17 protein-coding genes are annotated in these 18,413 nt (G+C 67.2%); 9 read left to right on the top strand and 8 right to left on the bottom strand.

Annotated elements, in window-relative coordinates:
• Nucleotides 1-24 precede the first annotated feature (24 nt).
• The 4 genes from QRN13_RS13420 (at nt 25) to QRN13_RS13405 (ending at nt 3,432) form a co-directional block, all read left to right on the top strand.
• Entirely contained in the window at nt 25-1,029 is a 1,005-nt protein-coding gene (locus QRN13_RS13420; RefSeq protein ID WP_055753178.1) for a hypothetical protein, read from the top strand.
• Between the two features lie 102 nt (nt 1,030-1,131).
• A complete protein-coding gene (gene xth, locus QRN13_RS13415) occupies nt 1,132-1,917 on the top strand; it encodes an exodeoxyribonuclease III (protein WP_284878290.1) in 786 nt (261 codons plus the stop codon).
• Between the two features lie 5 nt (nt 1,918-1,922).
• Nucleotides 1,923-2,438 (top strand): hypothetical protein, encoded by a 516-nt coding sequence (locus QRN13_RS13410; protein ID WP_284878289.1) that lies wholly within the window; start codon nt 1,923-1,925, stop codon nt 2,436-2,438.
• A gap of 88 nt (nt 2,439-2,526) precedes the next feature.
• Nucleotides 2,527-3,432, top strand: coding sequence for a cobalamin biosynthesis protein CbiG (locus QRN13_RS13405; RefSeq protein ID WP_284878288.1), 906 nt, complete (start codon nt 2,527-2,529; stop codon nt 3,430-3,432).
• Here QRN13_RS13405 and QRN13_RS13400 read toward each other — a convergent pair.
• Nucleotides 3,429-4,151: a hypothetical protein gene (locus QRN13_RS13400; RefSeq protein WP_284878287.1), complete on the bottom strand. Its 723-nt coding sequence runs from the start codon at nt 4,149-4,151 to the stop codon at nt 3,429-3,431. The two genes, QRN13_RS13405 and QRN13_RS13400, sit on opposite strands and share 4 nt — an antisense overlap.
• Nucleotides 4,148-4,651, bottom strand: a complete 504-nt coding sequence (locus QRN13_RS13395; protein WP_284878286.1) for an RNA polymerase sigma factor — start codon at nt 4,649-4,651, stop codon at nt 4,148-4,150. Before QRN13_RS13395 ends, QRN13_RS13400 begins: the two co-directional genes overlap by 4 nt.
• Before the next feature lie 153 nt (nt 4,652-4,804).
• Here QRN13_RS13395 and QRN13_RS13390 point away from each other — a divergent pair, with 153 nt between their 5' ends.
• A complete protein-coding gene (locus QRN13_RS13390; RefSeq protein ID WP_284878285.1) occupies nt 4,805-6,061 on the top strand; it encodes a S8 family serine peptidase in 1,257 nt (418 codons plus the stop codon).
• Between the two features lie 90 nt (nt 6,062-6,151).
• Nucleotides 6,152-6,739: a hypothetical protein gene (locus tag QRN13_RS13385; protein WP_284878284.1), complete on the top strand. Its 588-nt coding sequence runs from the start codon at nt 6,152-6,154 to the stop codon at nt 6,737-6,739.
• A 51-nt stretch (nt 6,740-6,790) separates the two neighbouring features.
• On the opposite strand, the gene recN is transcribed toward QRN13_RS13385, so the two are convergent.
• Nucleotides 6,791-8,488, bottom strand: a complete 1,698-nt coding sequence (recN, locus tag QRN13_RS13380; RefSeq protein WP_284878283.1) for a DNA repair protein RecN — start codon at nt 8,486-8,488, stop codon at nt 6,791-6,793.
• A 76-nt stretch (nt 8,489-8,564) separates the two neighbouring features.
• Nucleotides 8,565-9,419: an outer membrane protein assembly factor BamD gene (locus tag QRN13_RS13375; protein WP_066550783.1), complete on the bottom strand. Its 855-nt coding sequence runs from the start codon at nt 9,417-9,419 to the stop codon at nt 8,565-8,567.
• Between the two features lie 190 nt (nt 9,420-9,609).
• Between QRN13_RS13375 and QRN13_RS13370 the strand changes: the two genes are divergently transcribed.
• Nucleotides 9,610-10,545: a ribose-phosphate pyrophosphokinase gene (locus QRN13_RS13370; protein ID WP_017504159.1), complete on the top strand. Its 936-nt coding sequence runs from the start codon at nt 9,610-9,612 to the stop codon at nt 10,543-10,545.
• An 83-nt stretch (nt 10,546-10,628) separates the two neighbouring features.
• Nucleotides 10,629-11,759 carry a hypothetical protein gene (locus tag QRN13_RS13365; protein WP_199059123.1) on the top strand — a complete coding sequence of 377 codons (1,131 nt, stop codon included), beginning with the start codon at nt 10,629-10,631 and terminating at the stop codon, nt 11,757-11,759.
• A gap of 66 nt (nt 11,760-11,825) precedes the next feature.
• Here the strand turns inward: QRN13_RS13365 and QRN13_RS13360 are convergent, their stop codons facing one another.
• Complete coding sequence (locus tag QRN13_RS13360) at nt 11,826-12,035, bottom strand: hypothetical protein (RefSeq protein ID WP_045810109.1); 210 nt, start codon at nt 12,033-12,035, stop codon at nt 11,826-11,828.
• 19 nt (nt 12,036-12,054) lie between these two features.
• The gene (gene aceA / locus QRN13_RS13355) at nt 12,055-13,335 is read right to left on the bottom strand and encodes an isocitrate lyase (RefSeq protein ID WP_055753170.1); all 1,281 of its coding nucleotides are present in this window, start codon (nt 13,333-13,335) and stop codon (nt 12,055-12,057) included.
• Between the two features lie 156 nt (nt 13,336-13,491).
• On the opposite strand from aceA, the gene QRN13_RS13350 reads away from it, so the two are divergent.
• On the top strand, nt 13,492-14,922 hold the full coding sequence (locus QRN13_RS13350) for a helix-turn-helix domain-containing protein (RefSeq protein WP_284878282.1): 1,431 nt from the start codon (nt 13,492-13,494) through the stop codon (nt 14,920-14,922).
• Nucleotides 14,923-14,925: 3 nt separating this feature from the next.
• Here the strand turns inward: QRN13_RS13350 and QRN13_RS13345 are convergent, their stop codons facing one another.
• Complete coding sequence (locus QRN13_RS13345; protein ID WP_284878281.1) at nt 14,926-16,566, bottom strand: M28 family peptidase; 1,641 nt, start codon at nt 16,564-16,566, stop codon at nt 14,926-14,928.
• A gap of 72 nt (nt 16,567-16,638) precedes the next feature.
• A complete protein-coding gene (locus QRN13_RS13340) occupies nt 16,639-18,306 on the bottom strand; it encodes a M28 family metallopeptidase (protein WP_284878280.1) in 1,668 nt (555 codons plus the stop codon).
• Nucleotides 18,307-18,413: the final 107 nt, after the last annotated feature.

Raw genomic sequence — 18,413 nt, 5'->3', positions numbered from 1 at the left:
AAAACTGGTCTTCGGAGGTCCTGCTTGTCCCATCATCGCGTCCTTGCGGCTCTTGCTAGCAGCGCATTTATCGGCCTGGCTTTGGCTGGTTCAGCCGTTGCTCAATCGGCTGGCCCTACGTCCAACCCTGAATACGGCGGCAGGGCGGCGCCAGGAAATCCGTCTGACCCTTCCCGGGCACAATCAACCCGCGAAACCTCTGCTTCGCGCCTGCGAGAGAACCGCCAGAATCGTAGACAACAAGCGCCTAGTGCAACCGCTCCCACCGCAGAGCAAGTTCTTGCATCCGCGCAAGAACAGGCAACTTTAGCGAATACGAAATGTCAGGTCACTGAGGCCAAGCTGTTGGGCCAAACGGCGGACAAAACCTCTGTTTTCGAGGTTGCATGCGGAGCAGAGGCTGGCTTCATCATTGAAGCGAAGACGCCACCTGTCGCGACAAGCTGCATCAATCTAGCCTATTCGGCGCGGATCGTACGCGAGAGAGATCCAGCGGCGGATGTCGGCATGCAATGCACGATAGCAGCGAATACGGATGTAGATCGGTTTATCCGTGCCTACGCTCAGCAAGCCAGCGTACCTTGCTCGGTTGATCAGACAAAGGTTTTGGGCCAGTCGGGCGACGGGGCTGTTGTTTATGAAATCGGTTGCGCGGACGCTGCTGGTTACTGGATTCAGAAAGAGGGCGAAGCTTGGACAAAGACACCCTGCATCCGAGTTTTGGCCGAAAGCGGAGTTTGTGAATTCACGACAGTCGCTGAAAATGCCGCATTCGTGAAAGGCCTTCTTGCAGGGTCGGATGCCGCGTCTTGTAACGTGACCGAAGCTCGGCTGATGGGCCAGAACGCCAACGGCGTTTTCTATGAAGCCAAGTGCGACGGCGCTGATGGCGTCATCGCCCGCGTGAACACTGAAAACGCGGTTCAGCAAGTCTATCCTTGCGCCACGGCACAACGCATCGGCGGCGGCTGCAAATTGACAATGGCGGCTCCGGCCGCTGCGCCAGCCCCTGCCGGCGGTCGCCCGTAAACGACGACAGAGACCAGACGAAAGGGCCGTCGGAGCGATCCGGCGGCCCTTTTCTTTTGCGCCCTCTTTTCCAGAACCGAGACGCAGCCTAGCCTCGCCGTCATGCGCATCGCCACCTGGAACGTGAACTCCGTCAACGCCCGCCTGCCCACCGTTCTGGCATGGCTGGAGCAGGCCGCCCCCGACGTCGCCTGTTTCCAGGAAATCAAATGCGTGGATGAGAAGTTCCCGCGCGAGGCGTTCGAGAGCCGCGGCTACAATGTCGAGACCCACGGGCAGAAGAGCTACAACGGCGTCGCGCTGCTGTCCAAGTATCCGCTGTCCGACATCCGCCGCGGGCTGCCGGGCGACGAGACTGACGAGCAGGCGCGCTATATCGAGGCCCTGATCGAGGCTCCACGGCCTATTCGCGTGGGCGCCCTCTATCTGCCGAACGGTAATCCGATCGGGACGGAGAAGTTCGATTACAAGCTGGCTTGGTTCGATCGGTTGAACCGCCATGCCCAGGATCTGATGGCTTTCGAGGAGCCGCTGGTCCTGTGCGGCGACTACAACGTCATTCCCGAAGCGGAGGACGCCAAAGATCCGACCGCCTGGACCGACGACGCCCTATTCCAACCGCAGAGCCGCCAGGCATTCCGCGCGCTCAAGAACCTGGGCCTGGCCGACGCGCACGAGATCGGCGGCGAACCGGCCGGCACCTACACTTTCTGGGACTATCAGGCTGGCGCCTGGCAGCGGGACCATGGCATCCGCATCGACTTCGCGCTTCTGTCGCCCCAGGCCGCCGACCGGTTCAGGGGGATAGAGACCCACCGCGACGCCCGGGACATGGAAAAACCCAGCGACCACGTCCCCGTGGTGGTCGATCTCGATCTGGAGGCCTGACGACCATGGCCGACGTCTTGCGGGTGGTGTTGCTGATCGCCCTCGCGGCGGCCCTGCTGACGACCCTGGCCCTGGCGCTGTCGTGGTGGATGGAGCCGCCGCGCCGCTTGCACCGCGCCATGCTCAAGACCTTGGGCGCCGCGCCGGAGGTCGAGGCCTTGTCGCCGGGCGAAGGTCGCGCCTGCGCCTTGAACTTCGACGTCGAACAGGTCGTCGTACTGTGGGCCATCGGCGCCCATGGCCTGGTCTACGCCTTCGATGAGGTCGAGGGGGGCGAGATCATCGTGGACGGCCACGTGGTCGCCCGCATTCGCCGGGGCGAGGCGCGCAAGTCGCTGGACGTGCTGGCCCCCGATGCCGAACAGGTGGTGCTGCGGCTGATGTTCGCCGACGCCCGCCACCCGGAGTTCGAACTGGCCCTGTGGGACGCCGCCCTGCCCGTCCAGACCGGCTCGCCGGGCGAGGCGCTTCGTCTCGGCCGCCGCTGGTTGTCGCATCTGGAAGCCCTGCTGAAGGGCTGAGACGCCGCATGGGCCTTTCAGTCGCCGCGATGCGGCGTTAGAAGCCCGGCTCACTCCTAACCGACACGCCTTTATCAGGGAGGCCGCCTTGGCCCGCCTTTTCGACGCCTATATCGTCGCCGACTGGACCGCCGCCGAAACCAAGAAGCTCGGCGACACCTCGCTGTGGATCGGCGTGGCCAAGCGCGACGTGCGTTTCCGCCTCTATACCGAGACGCACAATGTCGCGACCCGGGCCGAGGGCGAAGCCCTGCTGGCCTCGATCCTGGCGGACCACAGAAAGCGCGGCGACCGGGTGCTGGTCGGCCTGGACTTCAACTTCGGTTATCCCGTCGGCACGGCCGCGCGGCTGAAGTTGGACGGAACCCCGTGGCAAGCCATGTGGAAATTCATCGCCTCGAACGTCGTGGATAAGGCCGACAACACCAACAACCGCTATCAGGTCGCGGCCAAGATGAACCGGCTGATGACCGACGAGGCCTGGCCTCTGTGGGGCGCACCCGCCAAACAGGCCCAGCGCTGGTTGACCACGACCAAACCGCCCGCAGGCTCCGGCGCCGACATCCCCGAGTTCCGCGCCACCGAAAACGCGGCTCGCAAGGGCCGGCTTCAGCCCAAGAGCGTGTGGCAGATGCACGGCGCCGGCGCCGTGGGCGGCCAGACCCTGGTCGGCATCCCGGCTGTGCGGCGGCTTCTGGAAAGCCTCGGCCCGTCAGGTGCCGTCTGGCCGTTCGGCACCGGCTGGCGCGCGCTGACGCCCGAGGACGTGGAACCCTTGTCGGCCCTGGTTGTCGAGGTCTGGCCGTCGATGCACGAGACCAAGCCTCAACCCGGTGAGTTCAAGGACCAGGCCCAGGTTCGCTCCACGGCCGAGGCCCTCGCCCGGATGGACGAGGCCGGCGACCTCGCCAAGGCGTTCGCCCCGCCCAAGGACGCCACACCCGAACTGATCGCCCAGGTCGAACAGGAAGAAGGCTGGATTCTGGGCGCTTAACGCCAACCGTCGTCGCGCGCGCGTCGTTCGGCGGCGGTGTCCACGGCGTCTCCGGCGATGGTCGTATCGACAGCCGCGAGCACGACGCCAGGCGTGTCGCTCGAGGCCGTGCGGATTTCACCGCCCGGAGACCCCGCCGGCGCCAGGGCCTGCAGCCGCCAGTCTTCGCCTTGGCGACAAACCAGCCCCGCGACCCCGTCCTGCGAGGCGGTGAAGGTCCGACACCAGCGTCCTTCGGCGTTTCGGAACGTCAGTCCGACCGCCCGCCCTCGAGCGTCGGCCCCGTCGGCCGCCAGGCCCGTATCGAGCACCCGGATCAGCCCTACGTCCGCCACGGCGCCGTCGCTGGTCAGGGCGAACCCGGTCGGCCCGTTCATTGACGGCGCGATCAACAGGCCAGCAACGAAGGCCGCCGTCGCCAGACCGCCCCAGATGATGGCCGACCGGGGCGCAAAGACTTGGCCGAGCCAGAGCTTCCAGCCTACGCTTTTCGTCGGCGCGGAGCCCGACGCCATGATGAGCCGGGCCAGATCCGCATCGCGCGCATCGCTCTGGATCGGGAAGGCCGCGCGCGCAGCGGCGCCGGTCGTCCGCAGCGCCGCCAGCCGAGCCGCCAGATCGGCGTCGCTTGCAGCCGCCGCATCGATCCGATCGCGCTCGGCGACCGGCATTTCGCCGTCGATCCGCCGCATCAGGGTTTCGTCGTCGTAGCGGGTCATCCGGTTATTCCTTGGGCGGCGAGAACTTCGACCAGGGCCTGGCGGCCCCGCACCAGTCGGCTGGTCAAGGTGCCGGCGGGCACGCCCAGAACGTGCGCCGCCTCGGCGTAGGACAGGCCCTCGATCAGGACCAAGGCCACGGCCTGACGCTGATCGTCCGGCAGGGCGTGGATCGCGTCGCGCGCGGCCAGGGCGTCGGTGCGCAACCCCTCGCCGGCCTGGGCCGGATCGGGCGCCTGCGGCGTGGCGTCGTCCTCAGGCGAGACGACGCGGGACCACCGCTGGGCCTTTCGACCGTCGTCTATGGCGATCCGTTTCATGATCGTGAACGCCCAACTGTCCAACCGCGTGCCCGCCCTGAAGCCCTTTCGAGAGGCCAGAGCGCGCTCGACCGTTTGTTGCACCAAATCCTGAGCGTCGGCGTCCTGGGGCCGCAGAACGCGCGCGAACCGGCGAAGGCGCGGAAGCATCGCCACCAACTCGGTCTGAAATTCGTCCACGCGTGTTCCTCTGTCATGAGGGATGAAACGCGCGGCGCGGCGCGTTTCATCCCTTGTCACAAGCGAATGGGCATAGGCGAATGGATCGCCTGACGATGCAAGACGGCGCAAGGAGCGGATCGGGTGATTTTGAACCGGCTGACGATCGGATGGATGGCGGCGACGCTTGTGGCTTGCTCGGTCGCCTCGCCGGCCATGGCGCAGATCGGCCTGCCGTCCTCCCTTCCGTCGCTGCCTTCAGGCCTGAGCGATCGCATTCCGCAAAGGGGAACGCTTGAAGGTCTGGCGCGCGATGCCGTCGAGGATGCGCTCAGGGCGCCCGCCCGTCTGACCGATCTGGTCCGAACCTCGCGCGGCGCGCTGCAGACCGATCCCGACGGCTGGCCCGTTGTGACGGGCGAAGTCGTGGCGGTTGATCTGCCGCAGCACGCGCGGGATCAGGCTCTGGCTGCGGGCTTCACCGTTCTGCGCGAAGAGCGTCTCAACGCGCTTGACCTGTCGATCGTGGTCCTGGCGCCCCCGCGTCGCCTGACGCTGGATCGCGCAGTGCGACGGCTTCGCGAAATGGCTCCCGGCGCGGAGATCACCTTCAACCACATCGCCTCTCCTGCCGGAATGGCGGCTGCCCCTGTCGCGCTGACCGCCTCCCCACAAACGAACGGCGCCGCGCCGGGCGCCCGCCTCGGATTAATCGACACAGGCGTCGAAGCGACCCACCCGGCCTTGGCCGGATCGGCCATCGAACAACGCGGCTTCTCTGGCCCGCCGCAAATGGGCGCGCACGGCACAGCGGTCGCATCGCTGATGGTAGGGGATGCGGGGGTCTTCAAGGGCGGCGATCCCGGCGCGGCGCTTTTGGTGGCAGACATCTACGGCGGTCGCGCGGCGGGCGGGTCGGCGACAGCCTTGGCCTCGGCCCTGGCCTGGATGGTCGAACGTCACGTCGCCGTCGTGAACATCAGTCTGGTCGGGCCGCGCAACGCCCTGATCGAACGCGCGGTGTCGGCGGCGCAGCGGCGCGGCGTCATTCTGGTCGCTGCGGTCGGAAACGATGGCCCCGCCGCCCCGCCCCTCTACCCCGCCGCCTATCCGCAAGTCATCGGTGTCACCGCCGTCAACGCCCAGGGCCGCGTCCTTGCCGAAGCGGGGCGGGGGGATCAGGTCGATTACGCCGCGCCGGGCGCCGACATGGCCGCCGCCGGACGCGCCGGCAGTTTCGTCTCGGTGCGCGGCACCTCCTTCGCCGCGCCGCTGGTCGCCGGCCTGATCGGAAAGTCCGGCCGCCAGGGTTTGAACGCGATCGACGCCGGCGCATCCGGCCGCGACGCCGTCTATGGCCAAGGGGTTGTGGGCCTCTCCCTGCGCACCCCGCCGGGCGCTGTCGTCGCGCGCGGACGTCTGGCGTCGTAAAAAAGATTCGTCTGCCGGGATGAAACTGACCGACGCCGTCGTTGGACCCTGTGAGGGCGATCAAAGCCCAGAACAACAGGAGATACGACGATGAAAAAGACCCTGATGACCGCGACCGTCGCCTTCGGCCTGATGCTGGCCGGCGCCTCGCAGGCTCAAATCCTGGGCGGCTCGGGCGGTCTGGGCGGCAATCTCGGCGGCAGCCTGGGCGGCCAGGTCGGCGGCCTGACCGGCGGCGCGACGGGCGCCGGCTCGCTGACCGGAAACCTGGGCGGTTCGCTGGACAGCTCGCGCGTCACCGATCGTGCGACCTCCACCCAGACCCGCGCCGAACGCCGCGCTCAGCAGGCCCGCGCCCGCGCTGAGGCCACGGCGGCCCGCACCCGCGACGCCGCAGCCTCCACGGCGGCGACGACGGTCGGCGCGGCCCAAACCACCGCCGGCGCCGCACGTGATCGCGCGTCTGGTCTGGCCCAAGGCGCCGCGTCGACCGTGAACTCCGCCTCGGTCTCCGGCTCGGCTTCGGGCGACGCATCCAGCTCCGCCTCGACGTCGCGCGGCGACGCGGCCACCTCGGGCTCGGCCAACGGTTCGGCTTCCGCCTCACGCAGCGGCGTAGCGCTGTCGGCCGGCGCCAGCGCAAACGGCTCGACCAACGCCGGCGCCAAGCCCAACTGATCCTGAGTTGATTTTAACGCCCCCCGGAGCATGCGCTCCGGGGGTTTTGTCTTATCCGATCAAAGCCCGCGCCGCCGCCCGCGCCTCGTCGGTGATTTCCGCTCCCGACAGCATGCGCGCGATCTCTTCCTGACGGCGCTGGTCGTCCAGGGCGACGACGGTGGTGGTGGTCAGGCCGTCGCGGTCGGCCTTCATCACCTTCCAGTGGGCATGGCCGCGGGCGGCGACCTGGGGGCTGTGGGTCACGACCAGGACCTGTGCGCCGTTCGACAAGCGTTTCAGGCGCGAACCGACGGCTTCGGCCACCGCGCCGCCGACTCCCTGATCCACCTCGTCGAAGATCATCACGGGCTGGCGCATGTCCTCGCGGCTGGCGAGGGCCGCCTTCATCGCCAGGGCGAAACGCGCCAGTTCGCCGCCCGAGGCGATGGCGTCCAGCGGGCCGAAGTCGGTTCCGGCGTTGGTGGCGATTTGGAAGCGCACCGTCTCGACGCCGTCGGGCCCGCGTCGGCCCTCGATCGGCTCCAGCGCCACGCGGAACCGCGCGCGCTCCAACTTCAGCGGGCCCAATTCTCCCATGACGGCGGCGGTCAGCCGCTCGGCGGCGGCTTCCCGCGCCGAGGTCAGGAAGGTGGCCGCCAGATCATAGGTTTCCGCCGCCTCGGCCGCCTCGCGACCGGCGTTGGTCAGCGCCTCCTCCCCGTCCTCGATCAGCCGCAGCTGCTCGCGCAGGCGAATGCGCAGGGTCGGCAGGGCGTCGACGGTCGTGTGCAGCTTGCGGGCGGCGGCGCGCAAGGCGAACAGCCGCTCCTCGGCCTTGTCCAGACGGCCGGGCTCATAGTCGAAGGCGTCGGCGGCGGCGTCCACGGCGGCGAGGGCTTCCGCCGCCTCGACCATGGTACGGTCGATCGCCTCCACGGCGGCCGACAGTTTGACGATGACCGGATGATCGCCCTCGGCCCCCGCTTGCCCTGCCCTCTGGCGCGCATGTTCGACGGCCCTCAACGCCGCGCCCAGCTTCTGGCTCAGCTTGTCGCCGCCTAGTTGGGTGCGCGCGTCGCCCAGATCCGCGATGGCCTTTTCGGCGGCGCCCAGCAGGGCGCGTTCGCCTGCCAGTTCCGTCTCTTCGTCGGCGCGAGGATCCAGCGCATCCAGTTCGGAGAGGTTCAGGCTGATCTCTTCACGCCGCGCATCGGCGTCCGCCGCCTGCGCCTTCAGCTCGACCAGCTTCGCCTCGGCGGCCTTCAGCTTGGCGGAGGCCGACGCGACCGCCGACAACTGAGGCTGCAGTCCGCCATAAGCGTCCAGCGACGCGCGGTGCGTTCGCCAATCCAGCAGGCCCACCGTCTCATGCTGTCCATGCACCTCGACCAAGGCCGCGCCGATCTCGCGCACGGCCGTCACACCGGCCGGCTGATCATTGACATAGGCCCGGCTGCGACCGTCGGCGCCCAGCACCCGTCGCAGGATCAAATCCTCCCCCGGCTGCACATCGAATCCCTTGTCGGCGATCAGGGCCAGCAGATCGGGATCGTCGGGGGCGGAGAAGACAGCTGTGGCAACCGCCTGTTTGGCGCCATTGCGCACCAGGCCTGCATCGCCGCGCCCGCCGAGCGCCAGGCCGAGCGCGTCCAGAATGATCGACTTGCCGGCTCCGGTTTCGCCGGTCAGCACGGTCAGGCCATTCTCGACCTCGAGATCGAGCACGTCCACCAGGACGACGTCACGAATGGAAAAGGCGGTCAGCATCGCGTCAGGCGCCGGCGGAACGAATCATGACCGACAGAATCCCGATCCCCGCCGGATTGCACAAGCCGTCGCGTGATCAGCCCGGAATGATCCGCTGCAGCCAGCTCTCGCGCTTGCCCTCGGGCACCTTGTCCGGCGTCTGGCCGTTTTCGGTCAGCAGCGCATAGGCCTCGGCGTACCAGGGGCTGCCCGGATAGTTGTAGCCCAGAACCGCGCCGTTGCGCGTCGCCTCTTCCTTCAGACCCAGCTGAAGGTTGACCTCGACCAGGCGATAAAGGGCTTCGGGCGTGTGCGAGGTGCGCTGGAAGTCCGGGTTGGCGATCACCGCCTTGTAACGGTTCAGGGCCGCCAGCGGTTGGTTGGCGCGCTGATAGTAGCGGCCGATGTTCATTTCCTTGCCGGCCAGCTGGTCGTTGACCATGTCGATCTTGACGGCGGCGTCTGAGGCATAGGGCGTGCCCGGATAGCGGCGCGAGACATCCTTCAGACCCGCCAGGGCGGCGGTGGCGTAACCCTGATCGCGCCCCACGTCGGTGATCTGCTCGAAATTGCAGACCGCCTTCATGTAGAAGGCGTAGGACGCCGACGGATTGCCGGGGAACAGCTGGATGAACCGGTCGGCCGCCGCGATGGCGTCGGCATAGGCGTTGTTCTGATAGTAGGCGTAGATCTGCATCAGGATCGAACGACGCGCCCAGTCCGAATAGGGATGCTGGCGTTCGACTTCCTGGAAATAGTCCACGGCGTCGGACCAGCGGCGCTGCTGCAGCCGATCATAGCCGGTGTTGTAGAGCGCCTCGACCGGACGTTCCTCATAGGCCAGCTTGGGACGCTTGGTGCCCGAGCAGCCTGAAATCGTCACTGCGGCGAGCGCCGCGGCCATCAGCACCATGCCGGAACGGAACTTAGAAGCGGACAAGGACGACCCCATGACGTGTGAAGGACGGCCCTGAAGCCGTTCCCCGGAAACCAACGCGGCGACCTCTAGCACCCGCGACCGAGCCGCGCCATGCCGAGGAAAACTCAGCATACGACTTGCCCTGCCCGGCTCCACTGGTAAAGAGCGCGCCAACCGACCGCCGTTCATGGGGGGCGGATGACGGCGAAAGGATGACCGGCCGATGAAGCTGCTCTCAGGCAACTCCAACCGCGCACTGTCCCAGGCGATCGCCGACCACCTGGATGCGCCCCTGACCAAGGCCCAGGTCAAGCGGTTCGCCGACAACGAGGTCTTCGCCATCATCGAGGAAAACGTCCGCGGAGAGGACGTCTTCATCCTGCAATCGACTTCCTATCCGGCCAACGACAACCTGATGGAGCTGCTGATCATCACCGACGCCCTGGTGCGGGCCTCGGCGAAACGGATCACGGCCGTCATTCCTTATTTCGGCTATGCGCGTCAGGACCGTAAGACCGGCGGCCGCACGCCGATCTCGGCCAAACTGGTGGCCAATCTGATCACCCGCGCCGGCGCCGACCGCGTTCTGACGATGGATCTGCACGCCGGTCAGATCCAGGGCTTCTTCGACATTCCGACCGACAATCTGGTCGCGACTCCCGTGCTGGCGCAGGACATCAAGGAAAACTACGCCCGCGGCGACGACCTGATGATCGTCTCGCCCGACGTCGGCGGCGTGGTGCGCGCGCGCGCCCTGGCCAGCCGCCTGGACGCCGATCTCGCCATCGTCGACAAGCGCAGGCCCAAGGCGGGCGAGAGCGAGGTCATGAACATCATCGGCGACGTTCAGGGCCGCCGCTGCATCCTGTTCGACGACATCGTCGATTCGGGCGGCACCCTGGTCAACGCCGCCAAGGCCCTGATCGACCAGGGCGCGACCGAGGTTTCGGCCTACATCAGCCACGGCGTCCTGTCCGGTCCCGCCGTCCAGCGCATCACCGACGGCCCGCTGAAGGAGCTGGTGATCACCAACTCCATCGAGCAACCCCACGAAGTTTTGAACTGCCCAAAAATCCGAGCGGTTTCCGTGGCTCCGCTGGTCGGAGAGGCTATCCGACGGATCGCGAACGAAGAATCGGTATCGAAACTGTTCGATTAACCTTCGGATAACCATAAGGCCCGCCTTATAAGCGCCAACAGTATTGGCGCTTTTTGCGCGCGTATTCGCCTGAGGAAGTCTCCATGAAAACGGCCCTACTGAGCCGCGGTCTGTCGGCCGCCGCCCTCGCCGCCGCTGTCCTGCTCGCCAGTTGCGAGAGCGGACCCTCAAAGGCCGAGCTGGAAGCCCAGCGTCTGGCGGCCGAACTGGCCGCCCGCAAGCCGCCCCCCGTGTCCCTGAATCAGGGCGTGGCGGACGCCGCCTCGATCTACGTGGCCTTCCTGCGCGAAGCCCAGACGATCCAGCCTGGCGGCTTCCCCGATGCGGAGTCGATCCAGGCCGCCCTGCGCAAGGGTTCGGCCTATGACGCCGACCAGCTGTCGCGCGGGCTGATCGCTTACGGCGCCATCATCGCCCTGCAGTCGCCCGAGTTCGTCGCCGGCGTGCAGCAGTATGCGATCGATCCGGCGCAGCGTCAGCGCATGGTCGCCCAGATCGTCGCCGACCCGGCCTACGCCGCCACCCTGCCCGGCGCCGATGCGGCCGCCGGCCTGATCTCGGCGACGGTCGGCAAGGACGCCATCGCCATGCGCGCCATCGCCGAGGCGATCGAGCAGGACGCCTACACCATCCAGGGCCGCAGCGATCCCCGCCGCCGCTGGGCCATCACGCCGATTCCGAACCGCGAAGTCCGGCTGGAAAGCGCAAAGACGCTGTCGGCCGTGAAGATGCTGCCGTCGCCGGAGGAATCGAGCCGCCTGTTCGCCGCCGCCAACAGCGGCACGGGCTTGGGCCTTGAGCCTTCGCGCAAGGGCCCGCCCTACACCCCCGCCGTCGTCCGCTCTCTGGCCATCGCGGCTCTGGGCGCGCTCGGCGCCGGCGGCGACGAGGCCCGGGTCAATACCGAGGCTCTGACGCACGAGCCGAACAGCGAGTTCTGCATGGATATGTCCAAGCTGATGCTGTTCCAGTGCCTGGCCGCCTCGCGCCCCAGCTACGAGGACATCTTCTGCCTGGGCCGTCACATCACCCGCGACCTGGCGACCTGCACCACCGAGGCGACGCAGATCACCACCATCGTCGTCGGCGACCCTCAGGAAACCGGCGCCGCGCCGGCGCGCACGCCTATCTCCGTCACCGTCCCGCAAGCGACGCCTGTTCCGACCCCGGCGGTTGCGACCACCCAATCGCTGAACACGACACCCTCGCGCTAAGTGACTTCGAACAGAGCAAGGCCCGCTCCGAGCGATCGGAGCGGGCCTTTTTCGTGGGCGAGCGGCCTATTCGTAACCGTGCGCCGCTTCGTTGATGACCTGTGACGGCATGGACGAGAAGTCCACGGCGACGGGCGTCGCGGTCTTGGATTGATAGGTCCGAAGCACGTGCGTCAGGCGACGACGCACCTCACGCTCGGCCTCCGTGCCGGTGTCGAGCGCCAGGGGCGCCAGGCAGAAGTCGATGATGGCTTCGGTTCGGGTCAGCGGTTCCATTTGCGGGTTCCTTTCCGGGTTAAGCCGCGTGGGTGAACTGGGCGGTCTCGGTCGAGTCCTTCAGCGCCGTCGTCGAGGACGTGCCGTTGGAGATGACCGTGGCGACCTGGTCGAAATAGCCGGTGCCGACTTCGCGTTGGTGACGCGTGGCGGTGTAGCCGATGGCCTCGTTGGCGAACTCGCGCTGTTGCAGCTCCGAATAGGCCGCCATGCCGCGATCGCGATAACCGTCCGCCAGCTCGAACATCGAGTTGTTCAGGCTGTGGAAGCCGGCCAGGGTCACGAACTGGAACTTGTAGCCCATGGCCCCCAGTTCGCGCTGGAACTTGGCGATGGTGGCGTCGTCCAGCTTGGCCTTCCAGTTGAAGGACGGCGAGCAGTTGTAAGCCATCAGCTTGCCCGGATGCTTCTTCTGCACGGCCTCCGCGAACTTCTTGGCGTCGTCCAGATCCGGATGCGACGTCTCCCACCACAGCAGGTCGGCGATATTGGCGTAGGACAGGCCGCGCGCGATGCAGTGGTCCAGACCCGTGCCCTCCTTCAGGCGGAAGAAGCCCTCAGGCGTGCGGTTGTCGCGATCGATGAAGGGCTGATCCCGCTCGTCGATGTCGGAGGTGATCAGTTGCGCGCTCTCGGCGTCCGTGCGGGCGACCGTAATGGTCGGCGTGCCCATGACGTCGGCGGCCAGACGCGCGGCGACCAGATTGCGCTCATGCGCCTGGGTCGGGATCAGAACCTTGCCACCCAGGTGGCCGCACTTCTTTTCCGACGCCAGCTGGTCCTCGAAGTGAACGCCGGCCGCGCCCGCCTCGATGAAGGCCTTCATGATCTCGAAGCTGTTCAGCGGCCCGCCGAAACCGGCTTCCGCGTCGGCGACAATGGGAACGAACCAGTCGCGCTTGGCGCCGCCCTCGGCATGCTCGATCTGATCGGCGCGTTGCAGGGTGCGGTTGATGCGGCGGCACAGTTCCGGCGCGGCGTTGGCCGGGTACAGCGACTGGTCCGGGTACATGGCGCCGGCCGTATTGGCGTCGGCCGCGACCTGCCAGCCCGACAGATAGATGGCCTTCAGACCCGCGCGGACCATCTGCATGGCCTGGTTGCCGGTGACGGCGCCCAGCGCATTGATGAAGGGCTCGTCGTGCAGCAACTGCCACAGGCGGTTGGCCCCACGCTCGGCCAGCGTATGGGTGATCGGCACCGAGCCGCGTAGGCGCAGGACGTCTTCAGGAGTGTAGGGGCGCTCGATGCCGTCGAAACGGCCGGCGGGCGAAGGCACCAAATCGGCGAAAGTGGTCATGGTCGAACTCGGTCTCTGAAGGGCGCGGCTGCGGCCGCCGTCTCGAAGACAAGAACACGCATCGGTCAAAACTGACACAGACCGAACCCTATCAACGAAGTCATCTTGTCACACTATGACTTTGCCTATTCGGTCACTTTGTGACATCGTGTGGTGATGACCACCGCCGCTGATCGCAAGCTGTTCCTAGGCGCCCGGCTCAAGCGGCTGCGCCGCGATCTGAGCCTGACCCAGACCGCCATGGCAGCCGATCTGGACGTTTCTCCAAGTTATCTCAATCACATAGAGCGTAACCAGCGCCCGGTCTCAGCTCAGCTGCTGCTGCGATTGGCGGACACCTATGATGTCGATCTGCGCGCGCTGAACCAGGGTGGGGCGGCGGACGAGGCGCGTCTCACGGAGATCCTGACCGATCCCCTATTCAAGGGTCTGTCCGCGCCCCGGCACGAACTGGTGCAACTGCTGGAAGAGGCGCCCGGTGTCGCCGACGCCCTGCTGCGCCTCTATCAGGCCTTCGACGACGGCCGCACGCGCGCACGCGCCGCCGCCGAGACAGGCGAAAGCCCGATCGAGACCAGTCCCGCCGAATGGGTGCGCGAATACATCCAGTCGCGCGGCAACCATTTTCCCGAACTGGACCAGATGGGCGAGGCCCTGTCCGATGCCCTGTCCGCCGAGGCGCCGGCCCACGCCGACGGCTTCGAACCCGCCGCGCGCCATCGGCTGGCGGCCAGGCACGACCTTGGCGTCCGAACCCTGCCGGCCGAGGTCATGGTGGAATGGACCCGCCGCTACGACCTGCACCGCCGCCGGCTGTTGCTGTCGGAAACCCTGGGGCCGTCCTCGCGCGCCTTTGCCATCGCCTATCAACTGGCCCTGGCCGAGCAAGGGCCGGCGCTCAACGCGCTGGCAGAGGCCGCCGGCGCCCCGGACGGGCCGACTCGCTCCCTGCTGCAGGTCGCCCTGACCAACACCCTCGCCGCCGCGACCCTGATGCCCTACGCCGCCTTCCAGCGGGCGGCGGAGGAGACCCGCTATGACCTGGCCCGGCTCCAGGCCCGGTTCGGCGTCAGCTACGAGCAGGCCGCGCACCGCCTGACTACCCTGTCACGCCCCACGACGCGCGGCGTGCCCTTCTTCCTGATGCGGGTCGATCAGGCGGGCAACATCTCCAAACGCTATGCGGCGGGCGCCTTTCCCTTCTCGCGTTTCGGCGGCGCCTGCCCGCGCTGGCGGCTGCATTCGGCCTTCCGCACGCCGGGCCGCATCGTCACCCAGATCATCGAGACTCCAGATGGCGGCCGCTGGTTCACCTTCGCCCGCACGGTCGAGCGGCAAGGCCACGACGGCTATGGCGAGCGCCACGACCTGGCCGTCGGCCTGGGCTGCGAACTGCGTCATGCGCATCGTCTGGCCTACGCTCACGGCATCGACCTGCAGAACCCCGAGGTCACGCCCATCGGCCCGGCCTGCCGCCTGTGTCACCGTCACCCCTGCGCCGAACGCGCCGCCGCCCCCATCGACCGCCCGCTGGCGGTCGATGACTGGTCCAAGTCCGTCAGCCCCTATCCGTTCGGCGCGGCCTGAGGCCTAGCGCCTCTGATCGGCCGTGCGGTCGCGGATGGCGTTGAACTCGGCCGTCGGCTTCCACGCAGGCCAGCTCTCGCTGTCGGCCACCGTCAGCCCCAGCCGATACAGCAGGTCTAGGTTCTGCAAGGCGGCCGTGAAATCATAGTCGGCCCGCCATTCGTCGGTCAGCTTGTGATAGTATTTGGCCATCGCGCCCTCGTAATAGGGCTTGCCCGCCTCGATCCCGCCCTCGACGAAATCACGGCCCGTCCACGGCATCAGGGCCGGCACCCCGCCGGCCGCGAAGTTGAAGTGGTCGGAGCGGTAGTAGAAGCCTTCCTCCGGATAGCCGTCGCCCGTCACCACCCGCCCCTGCACGGCCGCAAACCGGCCCAGGATGTCCTCCAACTCGGATTTGCCGACGCCGAACACCGCCACGTCGCGCGTTGCGGGCGTAAAAGGCAGCATGTCGATGTTGATGTCCGCCGCCGTCTTGGCCAGCGGATAGACCGGATCGGCGGCATAGGCCTCCGACCCCAGCAGCCCCTGCTCCTCGGCCGTGACGTGCAAGAAGATCACGGTGCGCTTTGGCGCCGGTCCAGCCTTGAACGCCCGCGCCATCTCGATCAGACCGGCCGTCCCCGATGCATTGTCCCAGGCGCCGTTGAAGATGTCGTCGCCCTCGGCGTTCGGCGTCCGGGCCTTGCCGACGTGATCCCAGTGGGCGGAATAGAAGACGTACTCGTCAGGCCGCTCGGTGCCGGGGATCTTGGCCAGCATGTTGTTGGAGTGGATGACCTCGGTGGTCTCGACGATATCAACGCTGAGCCGTGCGCCCAGATCCAGAACGCCCCCCAAGGCGGTCGTCTTCGCCCGCTCGACGGCGGCTTCCAGGGGCGCGCCGCCGATCGCTGTCGCCGTGGCCATGTTGATGGATCCGCTGAACCGCGGGTCCTGCGCGCCCTTGACCGTCATCTGCGGCCGGGTCGCGCCTCCCACGGCGCGACGCCAGCGGTTGTCCTGATCCTGAAGCGTAATGACGCCCACGGCTCCGCGCTTCAACGCCTCCTGGGTCTTGTGCGTTGTCGAGCCGTAGAAGTTGGGATCCTCGCCCATCACCATCGGCTGGCCGCGCAGAATGACCACGACCTTGCCGGTCAGGTCCGCATTGCCATAGTCGTCCCAGGTCGGCCCCGAAATGCCGTAACCGGCGAAGACCAGCGGCGCCTCGGCCGTCACGACCGGTTCCGCCGACCCGGCCCGCAGGGTGATGTCCGTCCCGGAAACCAACGGATGCGCCATGCCGTCCGCCCCGGTCCAGGAGGCCGTCGGCGGCCGCTCCGGCGTGAACCGGACCAGATCGACAGGCTGCAGCCATGATCCGTTGCGCCCGCCCGGCTCCAGCCCCATCGCCTCATACTGCGCCTGCAGATAGGCCAGGGTCAGCCGTTCGCCGACCAGGCCGGGAAACCGTCCCTCCATCTCGTCCGACGCCAGATATTTGATGTGGTCCGACAGGCGCTGGGCGCTGAACTGAGGCGTCGCGGCCGAGGCGACGGCGAAAGCGTCCAGCTTCGGCGCCGGAGATGCGACCGGCGTCGTCGCACAGGCGGCGAGCGCGAGCGCCGCGAGGGCGATCAGGGGTGAACGGCGATGGATCATTGAACTGACTCGACAGGCGGAATGGCAAAGGGGCGGAGATCCCTCCCCGCCCCATCTCGATTTGTAAAAAGACTAGCGGCGTTCGGACGCGGTCGTGGCGCGCACCGGCGCGAACTCGGAACCCGACTTCCACTGCGGCCAGTCGCGACCGTTCGCCAGGGCGCGACCGACATCGTAGAAGACTGTCAGGTCCTCGATCATGCCGCTGTAGTCCCAGTCGGGCGACCATTCATCCGCCGCCTGGTGATAGCGTTTGGCGCCGTATTCCGACCGCGCCGCCTCGCGCGCGGCGATCGGTTCGTCGCGGAATTCGCCCCGGCTGCCGGCGTAGGCCATCGGCACCCCGCGCTTGGCCAGCGGGAAGTGGTCCGAACGATAATAGGTGCCGGCCGCATTCTCGTAGTCCGGCACCAGCGACCGCCCTTGCGGCTGAATCGCCGCCGCCAGACGTTCGTCGAAGTCCGACTGGCCATATCCGGTGACGCCCAGACCCGTGACGCGGCCATAGACATTCATGGAGTCCATGTTGAACCCGCCCACCGTCTTGGCCAGCGGATAGACCGGGTTCACCGCATAGTATTCCGAGCCCAGCAGGCCGCTTTCCTCGCCGGTGAAGCTGATCATCACGATCGAGCGCTCGGTGCGCGGCGCGCGACCGAACATGCGCGCCAGCTCCAGCAGACCCGCCGTGCCCGAGGCATTGTCCACCGCCCCGTTGAAGATCCGGTCGCCGGTCGCATCCGGCTCGCCCATGCCGATGTGATCCCAGTGGGCGGTATAGAGGATCGTCTCGTCCGGATGAGTTGTGCCCGGCAGGCGGGCGATGACGTTGTGGCTGGTGACCTGATTGGTGGCCACGTCGAAGTCGGTCGAGAAGGATGCGCCGGGCAAAGCGACCGGCTGGAAGTCACGGCTGCGCGCCTGGACCTTCAGCGCCTCGAAATCCAGACCCGCACGACGGAACAGGTCGACCGCCACGTCACGCTGGATCCAGCCCTCCATCGGCACGCGCTCCGCCGCCGCATTTTGGCGCAGGATGTCGAACTGCGACACGCCCCAGGAGTTGGCGACCGTCTGCCAGCCGTAAGACGCCGGCGCCGTCTCGTGAACGATCAGCACACCCGCCGCGCCCTGTTTGGCCGCCTCTTCGTATTTGTAGGTCCAGCGGCCGTAATAGGTCATGGCCTTGCCGCCGAAGGTGTTCAGCGCCGGCTCCTCGAAGTCGGCGTCATTGACCAGCACCACCAGAATCTTCCCGCGCAGGTCCTGGCCCTTGAAGTCGTTCCACTGACGCTCAGGGGCACTGATGCCATAGCCGACGAAGACCAGCGGCGCGTCCTTCAGGCTGACGTGTTCGGCCGGGCGGCGGGTCGAGATGGCGACCTCGCGCCCTTGCGTCATCGGCAGGGTCCAGTCGCCCAGCTTCAGCGAAGCCCGCACATTGGACTGGGTAAAGCGGTTCAGGATCACGTCCTGCGTCCACTGGCCGTTCGGCCCACCCGGCTCGAACCCAGCGGCGGCGTAGCCTTCGCTCAGATACCGGATGACCTTTTCCTCGGCCGGTGTGGCGATGCCCCTGCCCTCGAAGCTGTCGTCCGACAGCGTCTTGATGTCCTGCGAGATCCGCGCCGCATCGAAAGTCGGGACGGTGTGAACCGCAGCAGGATTGGACGCCGTGGCGCAGGCGGACAAGGCGGCGCTCGCCAACAGAACGGCGGCGAAAGAAGAGACAAGACGCATGAACTGAAGGCCCCACAGCCGGAAACGATATGCGACCCTAGGGGGCGAACTTCTCCCTGTCGATGCTGCGTCCCGGACCTTTCGTCGCAAACGAAAAAGCCCGCCAA

Origin of the sequence: Brevundimonas sp. MEB006b (assembly GCF_030209705.1) — a bacterium.
In the GTDB taxonomy this organism is placed as follows: Bacteria; Pseudomonadota; Alphaproteobacteria; order Caulobacterales; family Caulobacteraceae; genus Brevundimonas.
This window is presented reverse-complemented; position numbering and strand designations above follow the sequence as displayed.

Coding starts and splice junctions, on each gene's coding strand:
- xth (WP_284878290.1), top strand. CDS start 1,132: ATGCGCATCGCCACCTGGAACGTGAACTCCGTCAACGCCCGCCTGCCC.
- QRN13_RS13410 (WP_284878289.1), top strand. CDS start 1,923: ATGGCCGACGTCTTGCGGGTGGTGTTGCTGATCGCCCTCGCGGCGGCC.
- QRN13_RS13400 (WP_284878287.1), bottom strand. CDS start 4,151: ATGACCCGCTACGACGACGAAACCCTGATGCGGCGGATCGACGGCGAA.
- QRN13_RS13390 (WP_284878285.1), top strand. CDS start 4,805: ATGGCGGCGACGCTTGTGGCTTGCTCGGTCGCCTCGCCGGCCATGGCG.
- QRN13_RS13385 (WP_284878284.1), top strand. CDS start 6,152: ATGAAAAAGACCCTGATGACCGCGACCGTCGCCTTCGGCCTGATGCTG.
- recN (WP_284878283.1), bottom strand. CDS start 8,488: ATGCTGACCGCCTTTTCCATTCGTGACGTCGTCCTGGTGGACGTGCTC.
- QRN13_RS13375 (WP_066550783.1), bottom strand. CDS start 9,419: ATGGGGTCGTCCTTGTCCGCTTCTAAGTTCCGTTCCGGCATGGTGCTG.
- QRN13_RS13370 (WP_017504159.1), top strand. CDS start 9,610: ATGAAGCTGCTCTCAGGCAACTCCAACCGCGCACTGTCCCAGGCGATC.
- QRN13_RS13365 (WP_199059123.1), top strand. CDS start 10,629: ATGAAAACGGCCCTACTGAGCCGCGGTCTGTCGGCCGCCGCCCTCGCC.
- QRN13_RS13360 (WP_045810109.1), bottom strand. CDS start 12,035: ATGGAACCGCTGACCCGAACCGAAGCCATCATCGACTTCTGCCTGGCG.
- aceA (WP_055753170.1), bottom strand. CDS start 13,335: ATGACCACTTTCGCCGATTTGGTGCCTTCGCCCGCCGGCCGTTTCGAC.
- QRN13_RS13350 (WP_284878282.1), top strand. CDS start 13,492: ATGACCACCGCCGCTGATCGCAAGCTGTTCCTAGGCGCCCGGCTCAAG.
- QRN13_RS13345 (WP_284878281.1), bottom strand. CDS start 16,566: ATGATCCATCGCCGTTCACCCCTGATCGCCCTCGCGGCGCTCGCGCTC.
- QRN13_RS13340 (WP_284878280.1), bottom strand. CDS start 18,306: ATGCGTCTTGTCTCTTCTTTCGCCGCCGTTCTGTTGGCGAGCGCCGCC.